Here is a 23,455-nt window from a genome sequence, read left to right on the forward strand (position 1 = left end):
CTATCCGCGCTGCGTCGCCTCGGCGCGGCCGCGGTCGGCGAGGGTCTGGAAGGTGGCGGCGGCGATGTCCGTGCCGGCGGCCAGGGCGACCTTGTCGACGGGGAGTACCGGCTTGCCGTCCTGGTTGCCGGCGACGGTGAAGTACGCGTAGCGGCCCACCGCGTTGGCGGAGAGCCGGCAGACGACGCCGCGGCAGAAGGGCTTGGCCGCACCACCGTAGAGGGACTGCAGGTTGCCGGCCGTGGAGCCCGCCTTCACCGCGGCCGCCTGCGCGGCGTCGTCGAAGACCGCGACGCCGATGGTGACGGCCGTGCCGCCGGAGACGTAGGTCGCCCGGTACACCTGACGGCAGGCGTTCTTGACCAGGACCGCGGCCAGCGGGGCCGTGGCGGCCTGGCCGCAGGCCGGGGCGTCGGTCAGCACGCGCTGGTAGGAGTGGCCGTTGACGGTCACCGAAGCGGCCGGGAACAGGGCCTCCGCGCTGAGCGGGGCGGTGTCCGTGGCCGCGCTGGAGAGCAGGGTCAGCGGGTCCAGCAGGGTGGCGCTGGGCGTCTGACTGGGCGTCGGATATCCGGTGACCACCGGCGCCGTGGCGACGGGCTGCGCGATGCGCCCGGACTTCGAGCCGCCGGGCAGCAGGAGGAGCAGGGAGCCGGCCAGCAGGGCGAGCAGCGCCGCCGCGGTGACCGTCAGGCGCAGCCGGGCCCGGCGCCGGCGGCGGGTGGCGGTGAACTCCGCGGCCTTGGCCGGCCAGTCCGGGGTCGCCTCGGGGTTGTACTCCGGCGGTTCGGTGGGCAGGCCTGGCCTGATCGAGTACGGGGAGCCGGTGCTCCGTCCGGTCTCGGTGGGCACCGCCTCCTGGGGTTCCGGGATCGGCGGGGCCGGGACGCCGGGGCGCACGCGCGCGGCCGCGGGGGCGGGGTTGTCCGGACCGTACTGGGTCGGGATCCGTCCGTGGTCCTGTATGTCACGCCGTGGGAGCGGGCCCTTGGTCATGGCCGGGCATCCTAGCGAACCCCGGTGAGGAAAATCCGTTTCGCCCGGTCGGCCGGGTGCGGAGAATCAAGGCCATGGGACACGTGGAGATCTCGCACCTGGAGTACTACCTGCCGGACGGACGGGTGCTCTTCGACGACGCGTCCTTCCGGGTCGGCGAGGGGGCGTCGGTCGCTCTGGTGGGGGCGAACGGCGCGGGCAAGACGACGCTGCTCAAGCTGATCGCGGGCGACCTCGCCCCGCACGGCGGCACGGTGACGGTCAGTGGCGGACTGGGCGTGATGCGCCAGTTCGTGGGCACCGTCGGACGGGAGTCGCCGCTCGCGGCCGACGCCACCGTGCGCGATCTGCTGGTGGCCGTGGCCCCTGCGCCGGTGCGCGGGAGCGCCCGCGCCGTGGACGCCGCCGAGCTGCTGATGATGGCTCAGGACGACGAGCAGGCCCAGGTCGCCTACGCCCAGGCGCTCGCCGACTGGGCCGACGCGGGCGGCTACGACTTCGAGACGCTGTGGGACGTGTGCACGGTCGCCGCCCTCGGCATCCCCTACGAGCGGGCCCAGTGGCGGGAGTTGGGCACCCTCTCCGGCGGCGAGCAGAAGCGCCTGGTGCTGGAGGCGCTGCTGCGCGGCCCCGAGCAGGTGCTGCTGCTGGACGAGCCGGACAACTACCTGGACGTCCCCGGCAAGCGCTGGCTGGAGGAGCAGATCCGGACGACGCCGAAGACCGTGCTCTTCGTCTCGCACGACCGGGAGCTGCTGGCCGCGGCGGCGCAGAAGATCGTCAGTGTGGAGCCCGGGGCGGCCGGCAGCCGGGTCTGGGTCCACGGCAGCGGCTTCGCGTCCTTCCACGAGGCCCGCAAGGAGCGGTTCGCACGCTTCGAGGAACTGCGCCGCCGCTGGGACGAGGAGCACGCGAAGCTGAGGCAGCTGGTGGCCACGCTCAAGACCAAGGCCCAGTTCAACGACGGCCTGGCCTCGCGCTACCAGGCCGCGCAGACCCGGCTGCGGAAGTTCGAGCAGGCCGGGCCGCCGGAGGTGCCGCCGCGCGAGCAGCAGATCACCATGCGGCTCAGGGGCGGCCGGACCGGCGTCCGCGCGGTGACCTGCGCGGGGCTGGAGCTGACCGGCCTGATGCGCCCGTTCGACCTGGAGGTGTTCTACGGCGAACGGGTGGCCGTGCTGGGCTCCAACGGCTCGGGCAAGTCGCACTTCCTGCGGCTGCTGGCGGGGGAGGCCGTCGCCCATGCGGGTGAGTGGAAGCTGGGCGCGCGCGTCGTGCCCGGCCACTTCGCCCAGACGCACGCCCACCCGGAGCTCTTCGGGCGAAGCGTCCGGGAGATCCTGGAGACCGAGCACGCCCTGGACCGGGGCGGCGCGATGTCCGCGCTGCGCCGGTACGAGCTGCACGGGCAGGAGGCGCAGCGATTCGAGGACCTGTCCGGCGGCCAGCAGGCCCGGCTGATGATCCTTCGTCTCGAACTGGCGGGCGCTACGGCCCTGTTGCTCGACGAGCCCACCGACAACCTGGACCTGGAGAGCGCGGAGGCGCTGCAGGAGGGACTGGAGGCCTACGAGGGCACGGTGCTGGCGGTCACTCACGACCGGTGGTTCGCCCGCAGCTTCGACCGCTTCGTCGTCTTCGGCGCGGACGGCAGGGTGTACCAGGCCGCCGAGCCGGTCTGGGACGAGGCACGGGTGACCCGCGAGCGGTAGGTCCGCGCCGCGGCCGGGGTACCCTGGACGGGAACTCGTGGAGTAGACAGCATTCCGAAGGCCCGGGCGTTTTGACCGGTCCGGAGGAGAGCCGGTATTCTGCGAGCTTGTTGTGCGTATTGGCTCGCTCTATCTCACGTGAGAGGTCGGTACGCCGGTCCACCAGGCCGAGCATGGCGGCGGTGAGGAACCCGATTGCGTCCGGGACTTGCCAAGGCTGCTTCCGATCGTCCCGGGTGGCCCTGTCAGGCACACACTCACTGAAAAGCGAAGGCTACGACCGTGCGTACGTACAGCCCCAAGCCCGGCGACGTCCAGCGTCAGTGGCTCGTCATCGACGCGACCGACGTCGTCCTGGGCCGTCTGGCCTCTCAGGCCGCCACCCTTCTCCGGGGCAAGCACAAGCCGGTGTACGCGCCGCACGTTGACATGGGTGACTTCGTCATCATCATCAACGCGGACAAGGTGCACCTGTCCGGCAACAAGAAGACCCAGAAGCTGGCCTACCGCCACTCCGGCTTCCCGGGTGGTCTGCGGTCCGTCCGCTACGACGACCTCCTGGCGAAGAACCCGGAGAAGGCCGTCGAGAAGGCCATCAAGGGCATGCTGCCCAAGAACACCCTGGGCCGTCAGATGCTCTCCAAGCTGAAGGTCTACTCGGGCGACCAGCACCCGCACGCTGCCCAGCGTCCGGTGCCGTTCGAGATCACCCAGGTCGCGCAGTAATACCGGCCGCGCCCCCATCTGAGAAGAAGGAACTGAGGAGAACCGTGGCCGAGACCACTGCCGAGCTCCCCCTCGAGGTCGAGGAGACCTACGAGGTCGAGGAGACCGAGTACACCACCGAGTCCCTGGCGTCCCGCTTCGGCGAGGCCACCCCGGGCGCCGGCCTGGGCCGCCGCAAGGAGGCGATCGCCCGCGTGCGCATCGTCCCCGGCACGGGCCAGTGGAAGATCAACGGTCGCACCCTGGAGGAGTACTTCCCCAACAAGGTGCACCAGCAGACCGTCAACGACCCGTTCAAGATCCTTGAGCTTGAGGGCCGTTACGACGTCATCGCCCGTATCAACGGCGGTGGCATCTCCGGCCAGGCCTACGCCCTGCGCCTGGGTGTCGCCCGCGCCCTGAACGAGGCCGACGTCGACGCCAACCGCCCCGCCCTGAAGAAGGCCGGCTTCCTGACCCGCGACGCCCGCGCCGTCGAGCGCAAGAAGGCCGGTCTGAAGAAGGCCCGCAAGGCGCCGCAGTACAGCAAGCGCTAAGCGCCTCCCGGCTCCACCTGCATACGGGGAGCTGGTTCGCCACGCCCCGGGAGCACTCGTGCTCCCGGGGCGTGGTCGTTGTGTCACCTTTGAGTCTGGGAGGAAGCAGCAGTGGGACGACTGTTCGGGACGGACGGCGTACGGGGTCTGGCCAACGGCGAGCTGACGGCGGAGCTGGCGCTCGGCCTGTCGGTCGCCGCGGCGCACGTGCTAGGCGACCTGGGGGCCTTCGAGGGCCACCGGCCGGTCGCCGTGGTCGGACGGGACCCGCGGGCCTCGGGCGAGTTCCTGGAGGCCGCGGTGGTGGCCGGGCTCGCGAGTGCCGGCGTCGACGTCCTGAAGGTCGGCGTGCTGCCCACCCCCGCGGTGGCCTACCTGACGGCGGAGCTGGGCGCGGACTTCGGCGTCATGCTCTCGGCCTCGCACAACCCGATGCCCGACAACGGCATCAAGTTCCTCGCCAAGGGCGGCGTCAAACTGGACGACGCCATCGAGGACGCGATCGAGGAGCACTACGAGCGCTTCGGCGTCCACAACTGGGACCGCCCGACGGGCGCCTCGGTGGGCCGGGTGCGCGAGCACGCGGAGGGCGCGGAGCTGTACCTCAGCCACCTGCTCTCCGTGCTGCCCAACGGACTTGACGGTCTGAAGGTCGTCATCGACGGCGCGCACGGCGCCGCGGCGCAGGTCTCGCCCGAGGTGTTCCGCCGGGCGGGCGCGGTGGTCGTCGCCACCATCGGCGACCAGCCGGACGGCCTGAACATCAACGACGGGATCGGGTCCACACACCTGGAGCAGCTGCGGGCCGCGGTCGTCGCGCACGGTGCGGACCTCGGCATCGCGCACGACGGCGACGCGGACCGCTGCCTGGCCGTGGACCACGAGGGCAACGAGGTCGACGGCGACCAGATCCTGGCCATCCTGGCGCTGGGCATGCGCGAGGCCGGGACGCTGGCCAAGGACACGGTCGTCGGCACCGTGATGTCCAACCTCGGCTTCAAGCTGGCCATGGAGGCCGAGGGCATCCAGCTGGTCCAGACCGCGGTCGGGGACCGGTACGTGCTGGAGTCCATGAAGGAGCACGGCTTCAACCTGGGCGGCGAGCAGTCCGGCCACGTGATCCTTCTCGACCACGCCACGACCGGCGACGGCACGCTGACCGGCCTGATGCTGGCGGCGCGGGTCGCCGCCACCGGCAAGAGCCTGGCCGACCTGGCGTCGGTGATGACCCGGCTGCCGCAGGTGCTGGTGAACGTGAAGGGCGTCGACAAGGCGCGGGCGGCGACGGACCCGGACCTGCTCGCCGCGGTGGCCGCGGCGGAGGCGGAGCTGGGGGAGACGGGCCGGGTCCTGCTGCGCCCGTCGGGAACGGAGCCCCTCGTCCGCGTGATGGTGGAAGCCGCGGACCTCGCCCAGGCCCAGGCAGTCGCGGAGCGACTGGCCGAGGTCGTCAGGGTCAGGCTCGGCAGCTGAAGTAGTGGCACCCCCTCAGGGGCGCGAGGAACTGCGCGACCGGCCCACCACCCACGGGGGTTCGCCCCGTTGATCGGGGACGGACCTCCCCGGGTGGTGGGCCGGTCGCGGTGGGGGCACCTCCCGCCCGAAGGGTGATCCTCGCGCCCCTTCAGAGCTTCCGCAGGCGGACGCGCTGGACCTTGTGGTCGGGGCCCTTCCGGAGGATGAGGTCCGCGCGGCCGCGGGTGGGGGCGACGTTCTCGACGAGGTTCGGGCGGTTGATCGTGCGCCACAGGTGGCGGGCGTAGTCCAGCGCCTCCTCCTCGGGGACCTCCGCGTAGCGGCGGAAGTACGAGGACGGGTTCTGGAAGGCCGTCTCCCGCAGCTTGCGGAACCGCTGCAGGTACCACTGCTCGATGTCGTCCGGGCGGGCGTCCACGTAGATGGAGAAGTCGAAGAAGTCCGCGACCGCCACCCGCGTGCGGCCGTCCTGTCCGGGGAGGGCCGGCTGGAGGACGTTCAGGCCCTCGACGATCAGGATGTCCGGGCGGCGCACCTCCAGCCGCTCGTCCGGGACGATGTCGTAGACGAGGTGCGAGTAGACCGGCGCGGTGACCTGGTCCTTTCCTGACTTCACGTCAGCGACGAAGCGCGTCAGCGCCCTTCGGTCGTAGGACTCGGGGAAACCCTTGCGGGCCATCAGCCCGCGTCGGCGCAGTTCCGCGTTGGGGAGCAGGAAGCCGTCGGTGGTGACCAGCTCCACCCGGGGGTGGTCGGGCCAGCGGGCGAGCATCTCGCGCAGCAGGCGGGCCGTCGTGGACTTGCCGACGGCCACGCTGCCGGCCACCCCGATGACGAAGGGCGTGCCCGACTGGGTCGCGCTGTGCTCGCGGTTGTCCAGGAAGTCGTTGAGCGCGCCGCGCAGCTTGGCCGTGGCGGTGAAGTAGAGGTTCAGCAGGCGCGACAGCGGCAGGTAGACGTCCTGGACCTCCTGCAGGTCGATGACGTCGCCGAGGCCGCGCAGGCGCTCCAGCTCCTCTGCCGTGAGCGGCAGCGGCGTGCGCTCGTGCAGGGCGCTCCACTCGGCGCGGTCGAGGTCGACAAAGGGCGACGCGTCGGTGCGGCGTCCGGCTTCGAGGGTGGTGGGCACCGTCCTATTGTCCGATGTCAGCCTCATGTCAGCGGCGAGACATTCGTCTCAGCGTCATGTCAGCGACCCCCGGCAGCCTGGCTCCCGACAACGGATTCGAACAGAACGGGGGTCCGCGATGGACTACGCGATCCAGGCAGAGGGCCTGGTCAAGGCGTTCGGGAGTACCCGGGCGCTGGACGGGGTGGACCTGGTCGCCCGCACCGGGACGGTGCTGGGCGTGCTGGGGCCGAACGGGGCGGGCAAGACCACGGCCGTGCGGGTGCTGGCCACGCTGCTGCGGCCGGACGCCGGACGGGCGCTGGTCGGCGGCCGGGACGTCGTCCGCGAGGCGGGTGCGGTGCGCGCCCGGATCGGGCTGACCGGTCAGTACGCCTCGGTGGACGAGATGCTGACGGGCAGTGAGAACCTGCTGATGATCGGCCGGTTGCTGGGCCTGCCCCGGCGGGCGGCCAAGGCGCGGGCGGCCGAGCTGCTGGAGCGCTTCTCGCTGACCGACGCCGGGGGCAGGGCCGCCGGCACCTACTCCGGCGGCATGCGCCGCCGGCTGGACCTGGCCGCCTCGCTGGTGGGCAGGCCGCAGGTGCTGTTCCTCGACGAGCCGACGACGGGCCTGGACCCGCGCAGCCGCGGCGAGTTGTGGGACATCGTGCGCAACCTGGTCGCCGACGGCGTCACCGTGCTGCTGACCACGCAGTACCTGGAGGAGGCCGACCAGCTCGCCGACGAGATCGCGGTGGTCGACCACGGCCGGGTGATCGCCGGTGGCACGCCGGACCAGCTGAAGGCGCGGGTCGGCGGCCGGACGCTGGAGGTCCGCCCGGCACGGCCGGAGCAGCTGGACCTGGTGCACGCGCTGGTGTCCGAGCTGGCCGGCGACGCCGCGAGTGTCGACGGCGGGCTGGTCGGCGTCCCGGTCCGGGACGAGGCGCTGCTGGGCGCGGTGGTCCGGCGGCTGGAGGACGCGGGCGTGCCCGTGGGCGAGCTGGCGGTGCGCGGCGCCAGCCTGGACGAGGTGTTCCTGATGCTGACAGGTCGTCAGCAGGCGGCGGAGCCCGCCGAGACGGAGAAGGCGGGGGTCTGAGATGACGACTCTGGTGGGCGGACTGCAGAACACGGCCACGCTGGCGTGGCGGAACCTGGTCCAGATCAAGCACAACCCGATGGAGCTGATGGATCTCTCCATCCAGCCCATCATGTTCCTGCTGCTGTTCACGTACGTGTTCGGCGGCCAGATGTCCGGCTCGACGCACGCGTACCTCCAGTACGCGCTGGCCGGGATCATCGTGCAGAACGGGATCTTCGCGACGCTGAACACGGCGGTGGGCCTCAACTCCGATCTGCAGAAGGGGGTCTTCGACCGCCTCAAGTCGCTGCCGATCGCGCGCTCCGCGCCGCTGGCCGGGCGGGTGCTGGCGGATCTGGTGAAGCAGGTCTGGTCGCTGGTGCTGATGCTGTGCCTGGGCATGGTCCTGGGCTTCCGGCCGGACAGCGTGTTCGGGGTGCTCGGCGCGCTGGCCCTGATGATCGTCTTCGCGCTGGCGCTGTCCTGGATGAACGTGCTGATCGGGATGGTGGCGTCCAGCCCCGAGAAGGTGCAGATGATGGCCTTCGTGGTGATGTTCCCGCTGACGTTCTCGTCCAGTGCGTTCGTGTCGGTGAGCAGCATGCCCGGCTGGCTGCAGGCGTGGGTGAAGGTCAACCCGGTGACGGCGCTGGTGGACGCGATGCGGGCCCTCCTGAACGGCGGGGCGGTGGCGGCCCCGGTGACCCACACGCTGCTGTGGGCCGCGGCGCTGGCGGTTGTCTTCTTCCCCCTGGCCCTCAGGGCATATCAGCGGCGGTGAGTTGTACTGACCTCAGGGGCGCGGGGAACTGCAACCGACCACTCGGGGAGGTCCGACCCGTTGATGGGACGAACCTCCGTGGGTGGTGGGCTGGTCGCGCAGCTCCCCGCGCCCCTGGGGGCCTCCGGCCCTTATGGGAGGTGCCACTCACCGGTGGAGGGGAGTGGCGCCCAGGCTTCGGAGCAAGGGGGTGCGATCCGCGGAGCGGCCGGACGTGTAGGCCTCGTCGAAGGGGGCGTCGCCCAGTGCCTCGCGGGCCGCCGCTTCGATCGCGGCGCGGTCCGGCGAGGACAGGTCCGGCAGGCCGCGGAACAGATGGGCGGCCCCCAGCAGCTCCGCTGCCCTGCGGGGATCGCCCCGGCGCAGGGCCAGGTCGGCGTACGCCTGGACGGCGGACGCGGTCACCGGCCCGTCGAAGGCGTCCACCGCAGCCTGCACCGCGGCGCGGTGGTGGGTCTCGGCCTCGTCGAGCCGCCCGCAGGCGGCCTCCGCCATGCCCAGGGCGGACAGCAGCAGCGCCCGCACCTGGGGGATCGCCTGCGACCGCCGCCGGACCACCTCCAGGCCCTGCTCGACCAGACGGATCGCTTGCTCCGGGCGGCCGGTGCGACGGTAGGCGTCGGCCAGGGCGCTGTGGGTGGCGATGACCCGGGACCAACTGCCGTCCGCCATGGCCTCCTTGGCGGAGTCCTCAAGCTCCCTGACGCTGTCCTCGGTCAGCCCCGCCCGGGCGTGGCGGACGCCGACCAGGCGGGCGCGGTAGTCCTCGGAGTCGGCGCTCAGGCCCATCTCCTGCTCGTAGGAGATGGCCAGCTCCCAGAGCCGGACGGCCTCGTCCAGGTCGCCGCGCCACTGGGCGTACTCGGCCAGGCCGGAGCAGCAGAAGGCCTGGCCCCACAGGTCGCCGGCGACGCGGAACGCCTCCAGCCCGCGCCGCATGTACTCCTCGGACTCCTCCGCGCGACCGTCGTTCTGCAGCGCGTAGCCCATGAACATCAACGCGGTGGCCCGGAGCCAGGGGTCGGGCTTGTCCTGCAGCGCCCGGGCCGCGTCGTAGATCTCCCAGTCCCGCTGCTCGAACAGGGCCACGGCGATGTCCAGCGTGGGCAGCAGGGGGTGCGCGTCCGGATCGTCGAGGTGGCCCCGCAGCTCGCGGGCGCGGTAGATCAGCTGGAACGAGTCCTCCAACTGCCAACTGCTGTCCAGGGAGTACAGGGCGGTGATGGCGTAGGCCACCGCGCGCGGCAGGACCGGGACGTCGTCGGCGGGCAGGTCGAGGGCGCGGCGGACCAGCGGGAGGTTCTCGCCGCGTTCGCCGCGCCGCCACAGGTACCAGCCCAGCGCGGCGACGAGGCGGACGGCGGTCTCGGCGTCCCCGGACTCCACGGCGGTCCGCAGCGCGGCGATGAGGTTGTCGTGCTCGGCCAGGAACCGGGCGAGCCACTCGATCTGGCCGTGCCGGTAGAGCCGGGGCTCGCCCTCCTCGGCGAGCGCGAGGTACCAGGCGGCGTGGGCGGCCCGGGTGGCGGACGCCTGATCGGGCGTCAGTTTCTCGGCGGCGTAGACGCGGATGGTCTCCAGCAGCCGGTAGCGGCCGTCGGGGCCCAGGACCACCAGCGACTTGTCGACCAGCGAGGCCAGCAGGTCCAGGGTGTCCGGGCCGGGTACGACGCCCTCGACGGCCTCCAGCGTCGCGCCCCCCGAGAAAACGGACAGCCGTGCCAGCAGGGCGCGTTCGTCCACGTCGAGCAGCTCCCAGCTCCAGTCGATGACGGCGCGCAGGGTGCGGTGCCGGGGCAGGGCGGTGCGGCTGCCGCCGGTGAGCAGGGAGAAGCGCTGGGCCAGCCGTTCGGCGATGGCGGCCGGTTCGAGGGTGCGGGTGCGGGCGGCGGCCAGTTCGATGGCGAGGGGCTGGCCGTCGAGAGCCCTGCAGATGGTTAGGACGGCGGGCAGGTCCTCCTCGCCGGGCGTCCAGCCCGGCCTGACGGCGGCGGCGCGGTCCGCGAAGAGGCGGATGGCCGGGTACGCGAGCGCCTGCTCCGGCGTCAACCGGCGCTCGTCGGACGGCAGTCCGAGGGGATCGACCGGGTACAGCTGCTCGCCGGTGATGGCCAGCGGCTCGCGGCTGGTGGCCAGGATGCGCAGCCCCGGGCAGGACGCCAGCAGCCGGCCGGCCAGGTCGGCGGCGGCGCCGATGACATGCTCGCAGTTGTCGAGGAGCAGCAGCAGGTCGCGGGTGCCCAGGGCGTCGATGATCCTGTCGGTGGTCTCGGCCACGTGGTGGGCGCGGGCCGTCGTCGGCACGACCGACTCGCGCAGGTGCAGGGCGGCCAGGACGGTGCTGGGCACCTCGGCCGGGTTGCTGACGGGCGCGAGCTCGACCAGACGGACCGCGCCCGGCACGCCCCGGGCGGCCTCGACGGCGAGCCGGGTCTTGCCGGTTCCGCCGGGGCCGGTGAGCGTGACGAGCCGTGAACTGTCCAGCGTGGCACGGAGGGTGGCGAGATCCCGCTCCCGGCCGAGGAAGCTGGTGAGCGAGGCGGGCAGGTTGTTGCGCACGTCCCGGGCGGGCGGTGCGGTGGTGAGCGCCTGCTGGTGCGCTTCGCGCAGAAGCGGGGACGGGTCGGCGCCGAGCTCCTCGGCGAGCAGGGTGCGGGCCTCGTCGAACGCGGCGAGGGCCTCGGCGGTGCGTCCGGCCCGGTGCAGGGCCCGGATCAGCAGCGCCCGGGGCCGGTCGCGCAGCGGCTCGGCCGCGGTGCGGGCGGCGAGGTCGGGGAGGAGCGTCTCCGGGTCCTCGCCGGAGGCGAGTTGGGCTTCGAGCAGGTCCTCGGCGGCGTCGCGGCGCAGCGAGAGGAGGCGGGCCGCCTCGTCGGGGAAGGCGGGGAGGTCGGGGGTGTCGCCGTGCCAGGCCGCGAGGGCGGAGGCGGGATCGCCCGAGGTGGCCGCGGAGCGGAAGAAGTGGACGTCGATCTCGTCGGGGGAGAGGGCCAGGCGGTAGCCGGCGGGGGTGAGTTCGACGGACTCCCGTCCGAGGACGGTGCGCAGCCGGGAACTGAGGGCCTGGAGGGCGTTGGCCGGGTTCGCGGGAGCGGAGTCCGGCCAGATCACGTCGATGAGCGCCGTGGCGGAGACGGGGTGCGGCGCGGCGAGCGCCAGCGCGGTGAGCAGCGTGCGCAGACGGGCCCCGGGGAGCTGGGTCTCCCGCCCCCCGGCGTCACGGACCGTCAGGGGCCCCAGCAGTTCAATGCGCACAGGTGCATTCTGCCGAAGTCGCGCCCCCCGGGGGGCGCGGAGAATCCCAGCCCCAGCCCCCAGTCTGAGCCAGGACGCCCGGCGCCCGCCTCGCGCCCGCACCGGCCGGGGCCCGGACCCCCGGGCGGTGCACGCCTGAGCCATCGGCCGGGCAGGTCCGCCCCAGCCTCCGGCGGGGTGTGGCCGCGCTATGGCCTCCGGCCGAGGCCGGGCCTCTGGCCGGAACGCACGGGCCTTTGGCGGGGTTTGGCCGCCCTATGGTGTCCGGCGGGGGGTACCCGGGCCTTGGGCCGGAAGGCCCGAGTTTGGGGGCGTGCCCGACCTCCCGCCTTCGGCGGAGTGTTGGGCGTCCTACGGTCTGCCGCGGAGGCCGGCCTCCGGGCGGAACGCCCGGGCCTGCGGCTGGGCGTGACCGCCCCACGGCCTCCGGCCGGAGGACCGGGCCTTCGGTGGGCGTGGCCGCCCACGGCCTTCGGCCAAGGCGTGTCCGAGGCCGGGCCTCTGGCCTGAAGGCCCGAGCTCGGGCCTGCGGCCCGGCGGGGGCGGCGCCTCCGCCTTCGGGGGGCGGGGCCGCCCCACGGCCTTTGGCCGGGTGGGGCCGCCCCCGCGCTCGCNGGCGGCGCCTCCGCCTTCGGGGGGCGGGGCCGCCCCACGGCCTTTGGCCGGGTGGGGCCGCCCCCGCGCTCGCGGCACGGCTTGCCCGGGTCCACGCCTCTGGCCGGGTGGGGCCGAGCGCGGGCCTTCGGGCGGGCGGGGCGGCGCCTCCGCCTTCGGCCAAGGCGTGTCCGAGGCCGGGCCTCTGGCCTGAAGGCCCGAGCTCGGGCCTGCGGCCCGGCGGGTTGGGGCGCCCCACGGCCTTTGGCCGGGTGGGGCCGAGCCCGCGCTCGCGGGAGGGCTTGCCCGGGTCCACACGCCTTTGGCCAGGTGGGGCCGAGCCTGGGCCTGGGGCCGGAGGGCTAACGCGGGCCCTCGGCGGAGGGGGCGGGGGCGGGCTGGCGTCCCTCGGAGGCGGGGCGTAGGGCGTGCACGAAGGCTCGGGCGCGGGTGGTGAGGTCGGGCCAGGCGGAGGTGGAGACGGACAGTGGGGGCACGACGTCGCTGCCGGCGCAGACGGCGATCGCGCCGGAGGAGAGGAAAGCCGCCGCGTTGGCGGCGTTGACGCCGCCGGAGGCGACGAGGGGGACGCCGGGGAAGGGGCCGTGGAGGTCCTTGAGGTAGGCGGGGCCGAAGGCGCGGGCGGGGAAGATCTTGACGGCTGCCGCGCCCAGGTCCACGGCCTGGGCCACCTCTGTCGGGGTGAGCGCGCCCATGACGACGGGCACGCCCCGGCGGTGGGCGACCTCCGCGACCTCCGCTCGCAGGCCGGGGGTGACCAGGAACGACGCCCCCGCGTCGACCGCCGCGTGGGCCTGGTCCGCCGTCAGGACCGTGCCCGCCCCGACCCGGTGGCCGGCGTCCGCCGCCCGCGCCAGATGGGCCGTCACGTCCGGTGTGGTGAAGGTGAGTTCCGTGCAGCCGATGCCGCCTTCGGCCAACGCCGCGCACAGCTCGGCCGCGTCGGCTATCGCGGGGGCGCGGACCACCGCGATCACCGGGTCGGCGGTGAGCTGCCGGATCAGTGGGGGAGTCATACGGTGGTCCCTCTCTCGTTGCGGCGCAGGGTGCGGCCGGGCAGGGCGCCCGTGGGGCGCCCGTCGCGCAGGACGGGGACGCCGCCGAGCAGGACGGTGTGGATGCCGACGGCGGGTCGCCTCGGCTCCTCGAAGGTCGCGGCGTCCCGGACCGTCTCGGGGTCGAAGAGCACCAGGTCCGCGTGGTGGCCGGGGCGGACAACCCCGCGGCGGTCCAGGCCGAGGCGTCGGGCTGGGCGGCCGGTCATCCGGGCGACGGCCTGCTCCAGCGTCAGTACGCCCAACTCCCGGACGTAGTGGCCGAGGTAGCGCGGGAAGGTGCCCCAGGCCCGGGGGTGCGGACGGGCGCCGGTGAGCAGGCCGTCGCTGCCGGCGCAGTGGGCGCGGTGCCGCATGATCGCGCGCACGTTCTCCTCGTGTCCGACGTGCTGCAGGATCGTCGTCCCCAGCCGGTCGCGGACCAGCAGGTCGAGGAAGGCGTCGGTGCCGCTCCCGCCCCGCTCCGCCGCCAGCTCGGCGACCGTCCGGCCGACGCAGGGCGCCAGCTCCGGGGCGCGGACGCCGGAGATCTGCACCGTGGTCCAGTCGGCGGTGACGCCGTGGCAGCCGTCGCTGCCGGTCCGGTCCATCGCCGTGCGGATGCGCTCCCGGGCGTCCGGGTCGGCCAGCCGGTGCAGGGTGGCGTCCGGGCCGCCCTCGGTGGCCCAACTGGGCAGCAGCGCGGCCAGGGTGGTCGATCCGGGCAGGTAGGGGTAGCTGTCCAGGGTGACGTCCAGGCCCTCGTCCAGGGCGGCGTCCACCAGTGCGAGGAGGTCCCCGGCCCGCCCGGCGTTGACGTCGAAGTTCATGGTGGCGTGGGTGAGGTGGACCGGGCAGCCGGAGCGGCGGGCGATCTCCAGCATCTCGGCGTAGCCCTCCAGCGCCCCGGCGCCGTAGGAGCGCTGGTGCGGCGCGTGGAAACCGCCGAAGCCGGCCACCACCCGGCAGAGTTCGACCAGTTCGCCGGTGCCGGCGTACATGCCGGGCGTGTAGCTGAGCCCGCTGGACATGCCGACCGCGCCCTCGCGCAGGCCGGTTGCCAGGAGTTCCTGCATGCGCGTCAGCTCCCGTCCGGTGGGCGGCCGTTGCTCCCAGCCCAGGACCAGGGCGCGCAGGCTGCCGTGCGGGACCAGGTAACAGGCGTGCACGCCGAGGCCGCCGGAGTCGAGGCGGTCGAGGTACTCGCCGACGCCGCGCCAGTTCCAGTCGAGGTCCGCCGGATCGCCGTTCCAGCCGGCGAGTTGGCGGCGCAGCGCGGGCAGCGTGGTGTCGTCGACGGGGGCGTAGGAGAGCCCGTCCTGGCCGAGCACTTCGCAGGTGACGCCCTGGGTGACCTTGGCGGGCTGGCTGGGGTCCTGGAGCAGTGCCAGGTCGGAGTGCGCGTGCAGGTCGACGAAGCCGGGGGCCAGGACCAGCCCGTCGGCCTCGACGGCGCGAGCCGCGGAGAGTCCGCGGCCGATCCCGGAGACCAGCCCGTCGGTGACGGTGACGTCCGCGCGGTACTGGGGCGCGCCGGTGCCGTCGACGACGGTAGCGCCCCGGAACACCAGGTCCGCCATCGCCGCCTCCAAGATCATGATTGCAGTATGTGCAACGTGCATTGCGAGGAATGCGCGCAGAGTTCTAGCATCGCGCCGGACAGCAGGTCAACGGCGTCGAACGAGGGGGCGGGCATGGTGGACGCGGCGCTGCCGCAGGCGGTCTGCCTGGGCGAGTCCATGGCGGTGCTGCTGCCCGAGCAGCCCGGCCCGCTGGACGCGGTGGGCGGGTTCCGCAGCGCGGTCGGCGGAGCCGAGTCCAACACCGCCTGCGTGCTGGCCGGGCTGGGCGTGCCCAGCGCCTGGATCAGCCGGGTCGGCGCCGACGGCTTCGGGCGGCGGCTGACCGGCGAACTGGCGGCGCGCGGGGTGGACGTCTCCGCCGTCGCGGTGGACCCGCACCGGCCCACCGGCCTGTACGTCAAGGAGACCGGCGGCAGCGCCCACCCGCACGACCTCGGCGCCGGGCGCAGCCGCCTGCACTACTACCGCGCCGGTTCCGCCGCCTCCGCCCTCTCGCCCGAGCTGCTGGCCGACCCGGCCGCCGCCCGGCTGATCGGCGCCGCCCGGCTGCTCCATCTGAGCGGGATCACCCCGGCCCTGTCGGACAGCTGCCTCGCCCTGGTCCGCGCCCTGCTCGCGCTGCCCCGGAACGGACGCACCGTCAGTTTCGACCTGAACTGGCGGCCCGCGCTGTGGCGCGACCGGGATCCGGCCCTGCTCCGGAACCTGCTGGACGCCGCCGACGTCGTGCTCCTCGGGGCCGACGAGGCCGAGGCCGCCCTGGGCACCGGGGACCCTGGGGAGCTGCGGGCGCTGCTGCCCCGGCCGCGCTCCCTCGTCGTCAAGCAGGACGCCCACGTCGCGACCGCGCTGGACCGGGACGGCACGGTCACCGTCCAACCCGCCCTCCGCGTCGAGGTGGTGGAGCCCACCGGGGCCGGCGACGCCTTCGCCGGCGGCTACCTGGCCGGGCTGCTGCACGGCCTCGACCAGCGCGGCCGGCTGCGCCTCGGTCACCTGGCCGCCGCCTGCGCGCTGACCTCGCCCGGCGACCAGGGCCGCGCCCCGGACGCCGCAAGCGCCGAGGCGCTGCTCGCCGCCACCGAGGCGCAGTGGGCGGCGCACGTCGTCCGCGCGCCCGAGCCCGCCGGGGAGTGCGTATGAGCCAGACGGTGTCCCGCGCGCTGCGGCTGCTGGCCGAACTCGGCGAGGGCGAGCGCACCCTGGACCAGCTCGCGGAGGCGCTGGGCGTCCACAAGACCACCGCGCTGCGGCTGCTGCAGAGCCTGGAGCAGGACCGCTTCGTGCACCGCGACTCCGCCTTCCGCTACCACCTGGGCGCGGGTCTGTTCGCCCTCGCCTCCCTGGCCCTGGAGCAGCGGCCGATCCGGCGCATCGCAGCGCCCCACCTGGCCGAGCTGAACGCGGCCACCGGGCAGACGGTGCACCTGGCCGCCCTGGAGGCCGGCGAGGTCGTCTACATCGACAAGTACGACTCGCGGCACCCAGTGCGGATGTACTCGCGGATCGGGCTGCGCGCCGGCCTGCACAACACCGCCGTCGCCAAGGTGCTGCTGGCCGGTCTGCCGCTCGCCGAGCGGCGGCGGATCGCGCGGGGCATCGACTACGTCCGCTCCACCGAGCGCACCCTGACGGACCCTCAGGCGCTGCTGGCGGAGCTGGAGCGGGTGGCGGAGCAGGGCTGGGCCGAGGACCGCGCCGAGCACGAGTCCTTCATCAACTGCGTCGCCGCCCCGGTGCGCGACGCCTCCGGCAGGGTCGCCGCGGCGGTGTCGGTCTCCGTCCCCGACGTCGTCCTGCCGTACGACCAGGTGCTGGAGCTGCTGCCGCAGCTGCTGGCCACCGCCCGGGCCGTGTCCGCGGACGCCGGGTACGTCCCACCCGCCACCCGTGAAGGACTGTGAGATGAGCGACAAGACCGAGGTCCGGACCACCGGGGCGCCCGCCCCCGCCTGGCTGTTCTCTCAGGGCGTCCGGAAGGGGCCGATCCTCCAGGTCTCCGGCCAGGGCCCGCAGGACCCGGCGACGGGCGAGTACCTCCACCCCGGCGACGTCGCGGCGCAGACCCGGAGGACGCTGGCGAACGTCAAGGCGATCCTGGAGGCCGGCGGCGCGAGCGTGGACGATGTCGTAATGTTCCGGGTGTATCTGACGACCCGTGAGCACTTCGCGGCGATGAACGAGGCCTACGCCGAGTTCATCGCCGAGAACATCCCCGAGGGCGGGGTCCGGCCCTGCCGCACCACCGTCTTCGTCGAGCTGCCGCAGGAGCCGATGCTGGTGGAGATCGACGCGCAGGCCGTCGTCGGCTGACCCGCCGCGCTGGGCCGAACGGCCCCACCCCGGACGCCCTCGTGGCGAACAGGTGAACGGAAGGCATTTAGGCTTCTGCCTCATGTGCGGAATCGTTGGTTATGTAGGCACCCAGCAGGCGCTCGACGTCGTGCTGGCCGGCCTGAGGCGACTGGAGTACCGGGGCTACGACTCGGCGGGCGTCGCGGTGCAGACCCCCGCGGGGGACCTGGACCTCGCGAAGAAGGCGGGCAAGCTCGCCAACCTGGAGAAGGAACTGGCCGAGCACCCGCTGGCGGAGGGCACCGTCGGCATCGGCCACACCCGCTGGGCCACCCACGGCGGTCCCACCGACGCCAACGCCCACCCCCACACGGGTGCCGCCGGGCGCGTGGCCGTGGTGCACAACGGCATCATCGAGAACTTCGCCCGGCTCCGCGCCGAGCTGGCGGAGCGCGGGCGGCAGTTCAGCTCCGAGACGGACACCGAGACCGTCGCCCACCTGCTCGCCGAGGCCGTCGAGGCGCAGCAGGCGGCCGGGACCGAGGTGGACCTGGCCGAGGCCATGCGCGGCGTCTGCCGGCAGCTGGAGGGCGCGTTCACCCTGGTGGCCACCCACGCCGACGCCCCCGGCGTCGTCGTCGGCGCCCGCCGCAACTCGCCGCTGGTCGTCGGCGTCGGCGAGGGCGAGTACTTCCTCGCCTCCGACGTGGCCGCGTTCATCGAGCACACCCGCGAGGCCGTCGAACTGGGCCAGGACCAGGTCGTGGAGCTGAGCCGCGAGGGCGTCGCGGTCACCGACTTCCACGGCGAGCCGGGCGAGGTCCGCGAGTACCACGTGGACTGGGACGCCTCGGCCGCCGAGAAGGGCGGCTACGACTACTTCATGCTCAAGGAGATCGCCGAGCAGCCCAAGGCCGTCGCCGACACCCTCCTCGGCCGGATCGACGCCGAGGGCCGGCTGACCCTGGACGAGCTGCGCATCGACGACAGCGTGCTGCGCGAGGTCGACAAGGTCGTCATCGTGGCCTGCGGCACCGCCTTCCACGCGGGCCTGATCGCCAAGTACGCCATCGAGCACTGGGCCCGCATCCCCTGCGAGGTCGAGGTCGCCAGCGAGTTCCGCTACCGCGACCCGATCATGGACCAGCAGACCCTGGTCATCGCCATCTCGCAGTCCGGCGAGACCATGGACACCCTGATGGCCCTGCGCCACGCCCGCGAGCAGGGCGCGAAGGTGCTGGCCATCTGCAACACCAACGGCTCGACCATCCCGCGCGAGTCCGACGCCGTGCTCTACACGCACGCCGGCCCGGAGGTGGCGGTCGCCTCCACCAAGGCGTTCCTGACCCAGCTGGTCGCCTGCTACCTGGTCGCGCTCTACCTGGGCCAGGTGCGCGGTACCAAGTGGGGCGACGAGATCTTCGAGGTGATCCGGCAGCTGGCCGACGCCCCGAAGCAGGTCGAGCAGGTGCTGGAGACCATGGAGCCGGTCCGCGAGCTGGCCCGCTCCCTCGCCGACGCCCCGGCCGTGCTGTTCCTCGGCCGCCACGTGGGCTACCCGGTGGCGCTGGAGGGTGCGCTCAAGCTCAAGGAGCTCGCCTACATGCACGCCGAGGGCTTCGCCGCCGGCGAGCTCAAGCACGGCCCGATCGCCCTGATCGAGGAGGGCCTGCCGGTCGTCGTGGTGGTCCCCTCGCCGCGCGGGCGCTCGGTGCTGCACGACAAGATCGTCTCCAACATCCAGGAGATCCGCGCCCGTGGCGCGAAGACCCTGGTCATCGCGGAGGAGGGCGACGAGGCGGTGGTGCCCTACGCCGACCACCTGGTCCGCATCCCGGCCACGCCGACGCTGCTGCAGCCCCTGGTGGCCACGGTGCCGCTGCAGGTCTTCGCCTGCGAGCTGGCCACGGCCAAGGGCCACGAGGTGGACCAGCCCCGCAACCTGGCCAAGTCCGTGACGGTGGAGTGAGAGCGGGGCCGTCCGGCCCTTTCGGCTCACGATCCGTCAGGATGGAAGCCCCGGCGCGCAGTTCGCAGTCCGCGCCGGGGCTTCCGGCTGTCTGAGGGGACTGGTGCTCGTGATCATCGGAGTCGGTATCGACGTCGCGGAGATCTCCCGCTTCGACGCGGCGCTGCGGCGTACGCCGGGGATGGCCGAGCGCCTGTTCACCGAGCCCGAGCTGCACCTGCCCTCGGGCGAGCGGCGCGGCGTCGCCTCGCTGGCGGCCCGGTTCGCCGCGAAGGAGGCCCTGGCGAAGGCGCTGGGCGCGCCGCCCGGACTGCTGTGGACGGACGCGGTGGTGCACACGCAGCCGTCCGGTCAGCCCGTCCTGGAGGTCCGCGGGACCGTGGCCGCGCGGGCCGAGGAGTTGGGCGTCCGCTCGTGGCACCTCTCGCTCAGCCACGACGCGGGCGTAGCGTCGGCCGTGGTGATCGCCGAGGGCTGAGGAGGAGTCCCCCGCCATGCGTTCTGCACACCCTGTGGACAACGTCCGGGCCGCGGAAGCCGCCCTGATGTCCCGCCTTCCGGACGGCGAACTCATGCAACGCGCCGCCGCCGCCCTCGCCAGCACCTGCGCCGACCTGCTCCGCGGCGGCCCGGCGGCCCGCGGCCCAGGCGCTGGGGGCACGGCTTCCGGCACGGCGGGCGCCGCGTCGGCCGGGGGGCCGGACTCCGCCCCGGTCCCCGGCTGCGGGGCCGATCCGTCCTCGCAGGCCGCCTTCGGCTCGGCCCGCCGTGCGGGGGCCGGTCGGGGGCGTCGACGAGGCGGGGGCGTGTACGGGAGCAGGGTGGTGCTTCTGGTCGGGAGCGGGGACAACGGAGGGGACGCGCTGTTCGCGGGGGCGCGGCTGGCACGGCGGGGGGCGCGGGTCCGGGCGCTGCTGCTCGCGCCCGAGCGGGCGCACCGCGCCGGGCTGGAGGCCCTGCTCGCCGCAGGCGGACGGGTGGTGACGGAGCATCAGCAGCCGTTCGCCCGCGCCGATCTGGTCCTGGACGGCATCACCGGTATCGGCGGCCGCGGCGTCCTGCGGCCGGACGCCGCCCGGGCGGGCCGGGCCGCCGAGGACTCGGGCGCGCTGATCGTGGCCGTGGACCTCCCCTCCGGCGTGGACGCCGACACCGGCGAGGTCCACGGTGAGGCCGTCCGCGCCGACGTCACCGTCACCTTCGGCACGCACAAGCCCGGCCTGCTCGTGGACCCCGGCGCGGCCCACGCGGGCGTGGTCCGGTTCGTCGACATCGGGCTGGCGCCCGCCGAACTCGGCACCCCCGCCGCCGTCGCGTTCCAGCACCACGACATCGCCGCCCTGCTGCCCCGGCCCACGCCCGAGAGCGACAAGTACCGCCGTGGCGTCGTCGGCATCGCGGCCGGGTCCGGCCGCTACCCCGGGGCCGCCGTGCTCGCCGTCAGCGCCGCGCTGCACGGCGGCGCGGGCGCCGTCCGCTACGCGGGCAGCGCCGCCCGGGACGTGGTCCGGGCCCGGCCGGAGACGCTGGTCACCGAGGGCGGGCCCAAGGACGCCGGACGGGTGCAGGCCTGGGTCGTCGGCCCCGGCCTCGCCGACGGTCCGCTCGCGGAGCAGACCCTGGACGAGGTGCTCGCCGCGGACGTCCCGGTCCTGGTCGACGCCGACGGCCTGCGCCTGCTCGCGCGGCGCGGGACCGCGCCCGCCCGCGCGCTGCTCACCCCGCACGCGGGCGAGGCGGTGGCGCTGCTCGCGGGTGTGGGCACGGGAGTGACGCGGGATCAGGTCGAGGCCGCCCGGCTGCCGTTCGCGCGGCTGCTGGCCCGGCGCTACGGCTGCGCCGTGCTGCTCAAGGGCTCCACCACCGTCATCGCCTCCCCCGACCCGTCCGTCCCGGTCCGGATCAACCCGACCGGTACCTCCTGGCTGGCGACGGCCGGGAGTGGGGACGTCCTCTCCGGCCTGGCCGGCTCCCTGCTCGCCGCCGGGCTCGACCCGCTGGACGCCGGGACCGTCGCCGCCTACCTGCACGGCCTGGCCGGCCGGGGCGACGCCCCGGTGACCGCCACGGAGGTCGCGGCCCGGCTGCCCGAGGTCTGGCGGGCGGTCGCGCTGCGCGGGGCCCGCTGATCACAGCTCGGAAACGCCTGCAACCTAATCCCGGCCTGCAGAGTCAACCCTGGTGAGGGCAGACGCCTCTGCCCGTCGAGGCCGAGTCCCCTGTTGAGGAAGGCGGACGAGTTGACGTTCACCAAGACCCGGGCGGGTGCGCTGGCCCTGGCCACCACCGCGATGCTGGGCATCGGCACCGTGGGCGCCGCGGGGACGGCGGAGGCGGCGTCCAAGCCCGCCTGCCCGACGAACATCGGCCGCGTGGCCTGTGTGGACCTGACCCACCAGAAGCTGTGGATCCAGGTCAACAAGAAGATCGTGTTCGGACCGGTGACCGTGCGCACCGGCCGCAAGGGATACGTCACCCGGACCGGTACCTGGCACATCTACCTGCGCGAACGGAACCACTGGTCCACGCTCTACCACGTCAACATGACGTACACCCAATTCTTCTCGGGCGGCGAGGCCATCCACGGCGTCAGCATCCCGCTGTCCACCCCGCCCGGCTCGCACGGCTGCGTCAACATGACCGACAAGGACGCGGCCAAGGTGTGGAACATCCTGCGCAAGGGCGACACCGTCAAGATCTTCGGCCGCAAGCCGGGCACCTGACGGAGACCGTGGCACGGTCGCGCCGCGCCCCCGGCGGGGCCGTGCCACGGGTCTGGGAGACTGGTGGGCGATGAACAACGTGATGCGAGCCGAAGCCGTCGTCGACCTGGGCGCCCTGCAGCAGAACCTGCGCAGCCTCCGGGCCCGCGTCGGCTCGGCCGAGGTGATGTCCGTGGTCAAGGCCGACGCCTACGGCCACGGCGCGCTCCCCGTCGCCCGGGCGGCGCTGGCCGCGGGCACCCGCTGGCTCGGCGTCGCCAAGCCGGAGGAGGCGCTGGCGCTGCGCGCGGGCGGGATCGCGCCCGAGCAGGCGCGCATCCTGTGCTGGCTGTGGACGCCCGCCGCGCCCTGGGCGGAGTGCGTGGCCGCCGACGTGGACATCACCGTCTCCGGCGTCTGGGCACTCGGCCGTGTCGCCGAGGCGGTGCGGGCGGCCGGCCGGCCGGCTCGGGTGCAGCTCAAGGCCGACACCGGCCTCGGCCGGAACGGCGCACAGCCCCACGACTGGCCCGAACTCGTCTCCGCCGCCCGGAGGTTGGAGCGGGAGGGGCTGATCCGGGTGACCGGCCTCTGGTCCCACTTCGCCTGCGCCGACGAGCCGGGGCACCCCTCCATCCAGGCCCAGCTGGACGCCTTCCACGAGGCGCTGCGGGTCGCCGAAGCCGCGGGCGTCCAGCCCGAGGTGCGGCACATGGCCAACTCCCCGGCCACGCTGACCCTTCCGGAGGCGCACTTCGACCTGGTCCGGGCCGGGATCGCGCAGTACGGCCTCTCACCGTCCCCGGAGCTGGGCACCCCGGCCGACTTCGGCCTGCGTCCGGTGATGACGTTGCAGGCCCCGGTCGCCTCCGTGAAGACCGTGCCCGCCGGACACGGCGTCAGTTACGGCCACACGTACGTCACTCCGGGCCGCACCACGCTCGCGCTGGTGCCGCTGGGCTACGCGGACGGCATCCCGCGCCATGCCAGCAGCACCGGACCGGTGCTGCTGGGCGGCAAGTGGCGGACCATCGCCGGCCGGGTGGCCATGGACCAGTTCGTGCTGGACCTGGGCGGGGACGCGGCCGAGGTGGGCGAGGCGGCCATCCTGTTCGGCCCCGGCGACCAGGGCGAGCCCACGGCCGAGGACTGGGCGCGGGCCTGCGGCACCATCTCCTACGAGATCGTCACCCGCATCGGCGGCCGGGTCCCGCGCCGCTACGTGGAGGCGTAGGACCCGATGGCGTCGGACGTCGTGGACGAGGTGCGCGCTGCCGCCGGCTCGGTGATCGGTGACGTGGCGTCAGGCCGCTGGCGCCGCGCGGGCCTGGTGGGACTCTCGCTCGGCGTCGTGGCGGCCGGGGCGGCCGCGGGCGTGGCCATCGAGCGGATGACGGTCAACCGCGACATGCGCCGCCGCGCGGAGCGCGAGGTCGACGCGGCCAGCCCCTACGGCACCCTGCACGGCCCCGCCTGGCCGGTGTCCGCGCCGGACGGCACGGTCCTCCACGCCGAACTCGACGGCACCGCCTGGCCCGACGGCCGTCCGCCCGCACCGCCGCGCCCGGCCCCGGAGCTCGCCG

The 23,455-nt window shown here is 74.0% G+C and carries 18 protein-coding genes and 2 pseudogenes; 15 read left to right on the forward strand and 5 right to left on the reverse strand.

Annotated features, from left to right (window positions below; translation table 11 throughout):
• The gene (locus tag ACFP3V_RS27455) at positions 1 to 996 is read right to left on the reverse strand and encodes a hypothetical protein (RefSeq protein ID WP_380588930.1); all 996 of its coding nucleotides are present in this window, start codon (positions 994 to 996) and stop codon (positions 1 to 3) included.
• A 74-nt stretch (positions 997 to 1,070) separates the two neighbouring features.
• Between ACFP3V_RS27455 and ACFP3V_RS27460 the strand changes: the two genes are divergently transcribed.
• The 4 genes from ACFP3V_RS27460 (at position 1,071) to glmM (ending at position 5,443) form a co-directional block, all read left to right on the forward strand.
• On the forward strand, positions 1,071 to 2,708 hold the full coding sequence (locus ACFP3V_RS27460) for an ABC-F family ATP-binding cassette domain-containing protein (RefSeq protein WP_380588933.1): 1,638 nt from the start codon (positions 1,071 to 1,073) through the stop codon (positions 2,706 to 2,708).
• Positions 2,709 to 2,990: 282 nt separating this feature from the next.
• Positions 2,991 to 3,434, forward strand: coding sequence for a 50S ribosomal protein L13 (gene rplM, locus ACFP3V_RS27465; RefSeq protein WP_380588936.1), 444 nt, complete (start codon positions 2,991 to 2,993; stop codon positions 3,432 to 3,434).
• Between the two features lie 44 nt (positions 3,435 to 3,478).
• Entirely contained in the window at positions 3,479 to 3,970 is a 492-nt protein-coding gene (rpsI, locus tag ACFP3V_RS27470) for a 30S ribosomal protein S9 (protein WP_380588939.1), read from the forward strand.
• A gap of 111 nt (positions 3,971 to 4,081) precedes the next feature.
• Entirely contained in the window at positions 4,082 to 5,443 is a 1,362-nt protein-coding gene (gene glmM, locus ACFP3V_RS27475; RefSeq protein WP_380588942.1) for a phosphoglucosamine mutase, read from the forward strand.
• Between the two features lie 151 nt (positions 5,444 to 5,594).
• Here glmM and coaA read toward each other — a convergent pair whose 3' ends face one another.
• Entirely contained in the window at positions 5,595 to 6,575 is a 981-nt protein-coding gene (gene coaA, locus ACFP3V_RS27480) for a type I pantothenate kinase (RefSeq protein ID WP_380588945.1), read from the reverse strand.
• A 118-nt stretch (positions 6,576 to 6,693) separates the two neighbouring features.
• Here coaA and ACFP3V_RS27485 point away from each other — a divergent pair, with 118 nt between their 5' ends.
• Together ACFP3V_RS27485 and ACFP3V_RS27490 are read left to right on the forward strand one after the other, a co-directional pair.
• Positions 6,694 to 7,659 carry an ATP-binding cassette domain-containing protein gene (locus ACFP3V_RS27485; RefSeq protein WP_380588948.1) on the forward strand — a complete coding sequence of 322 codons (966 nt, stop codon included), beginning with the start codon at positions 6,694 to 6,696 and terminating at the stop codon, positions 7,657 to 7,659.
• A 1-nt stretch (position 7,660) separates the two neighbouring features.
• Positions 7,661 to 8,422: an ABC transporter permease gene (locus ACFP3V_RS27490; RefSeq protein ID WP_380588951.1), complete on the forward strand. Its 762-nt coding sequence runs from the start codon at positions 7,661 to 7,663 to the stop codon at positions 8,420 to 8,422.
• A 147-nt stretch (positions 8,423 to 8,569) separates the two neighbouring features.
• Here the strand turns inward: ACFP3V_RS27490 and ACFP3V_RS27495 are convergent, their stop codons facing one another.
• The 3 genes from ACFP3V_RS27495 to ACFP3V_RS27505 form a co-directional block, all read right to left on the reverse strand.
• Positions 8,570 to 11,674 (reverse strand): ATP-binding protein, encoded by a 3,105-nt coding sequence (locus ACFP3V_RS27495; protein WP_380588954.1) that lies wholly within the window; start codon positions 11,672 to 11,674, stop codon positions 8,570 to 8,572.
• Positions 11,675 to 12,630: 956 nt separating this feature from the next.
• Positions 12,631 to 13,305 (reverse strand): bifunctional 4-hydroxy-2-oxoglutarate aldolase/2-dehydro-3-deoxy-phosphogluconate aldolase, encoded by a 675-nt coding sequence (locus tag ACFP3V_RS27500; RefSeq protein ID WP_380588957.1) that lies wholly within the window; start codon positions 13,303 to 13,305, stop codon positions 12,631 to 12,633.
• Positions 13,302 to 14,903: an N-acyl-D-amino-acid deacylase family protein gene (locus ACFP3V_RS27505; RefSeq protein WP_380589004.1), complete on the reverse strand. Its 1,602-nt coding sequence runs from the start codon at positions 14,901 to 14,903 to the stop codon at positions 13,302 to 13,304. The genes ACFP3V_RS27500 and ACFP3V_RS27505 overlap by 4 nt, the downstream gene beginning before the upstream one ends.
• 114 nt (positions 14,904 to 15,017) lie before the next feature.
• Here ACFP3V_RS27505 and ACFP3V_RS27510 point away from each other — a divergent pair, with 114 nt between their 5' ends.
• From ACFP3V_RS27510 to ACFP3V_RS27550, 9 genes and pseudogenes are all read left to right on the forward strand, one after another.
• Positions 15,018 to 16,049, forward strand: coding sequence for a sugar kinase (locus ACFP3V_RS27510; protein WP_380588960.1), 1,032 nt, complete (start codon positions 15,018 to 15,020; stop codon positions 16,047 to 16,049).
• Entirely contained in the window at positions 16,046 to 16,810 is a 765-nt protein-coding gene (locus ACFP3V_RS27515) for an IclR family transcriptional regulator (protein ID WP_380588963.1), read from the forward strand. Before ACFP3V_RS27510 ends, ACFP3V_RS27515 begins: the two co-directional genes overlap by 4 nt.
• Before the next feature lies 1 nt (position 16,811).
• Positions 16,812 to 17,219 carry a RidA family protein gene (locus ACFP3V_RS27520; protein WP_380588966.1) on the forward strand — a complete coding sequence of 136 codons (408 nt, stop codon included), beginning with the start codon at positions 16,812 to 16,814 and terminating at the stop codon, positions 17,217 to 17,219.
• Between the two features lie 82 nt (positions 17,220 to 17,301).
• Positions 17,302 to 19,170 (forward strand): glutamine--fructose-6-phosphate transaminase (isomerizing), encoded by a 1,869-nt coding sequence (gene glmS / locus ACFP3V_RS27525; protein ID WP_380588969.1) that lies wholly within the window; start codon positions 17,302 to 17,304, stop codon positions 19,168 to 19,170.
• 109 nt (positions 19,171 to 19,279) lie between these two features.
• The gene (locus tag ACFP3V_RS27530) at positions 19,280 to 19,648 is read left to right on the forward strand and encodes a holo-ACP synthase (protein ID WP_380588971.1); all 369 of its coding nucleotides are present in this window, start codon (positions 19,280 to 19,282) and stop codon (positions 19,646 to 19,648) included.
• Between the two features lie 16 nt (positions 19,649 to 19,664).
• A complete protein-coding gene (locus tag ACFP3V_RS27535) occupies positions 19,665 to 21,299 on the forward strand; it encodes an NAD(P)H-hydrate dehydratase (RefSeq protein ID WP_380588974.1) in 1,635 nt (544 codons plus the stop codon).
• Positions 21,300 to 21,521: 222 nt separating this feature from the next.
• Positions 21,522 to 21,893 (forward strand): annotated as a pseudogene (locus ACFP3V_RS27540) (L,D-transpeptidase); the annotation flags it as partial.
• 70 nt (positions 21,894 to 21,963) lie between these two features.
• Positions 21,964 to 23,106, forward strand: coding sequence for an alanine racemase (gene alr, locus ACFP3V_RS27545; protein WP_380588977.1), 1,143 nt, complete (start codon positions 21,964 to 21,966; stop codon positions 23,104 to 23,106).
• A 6-nt stretch (positions 23,107 to 23,112) separates the two neighbouring features.
• A pseudogene (locus ACFP3V_RS27550) lies at positions 23,113 to 23,455 on the forward strand (alpha/beta hydrolase); the annotation flags it as partial.

The sequence above is a fragment of the Streptacidiphilus monticola genome, assembly GCF_042658505.1.
GTDB classification, from domain to species: domain Bacteria; phylum Actinomycetota; class Actinomycetes; order Streptomycetales; family Streptomycetaceae; genus Streptacidiphilus; species Streptacidiphilus monticola.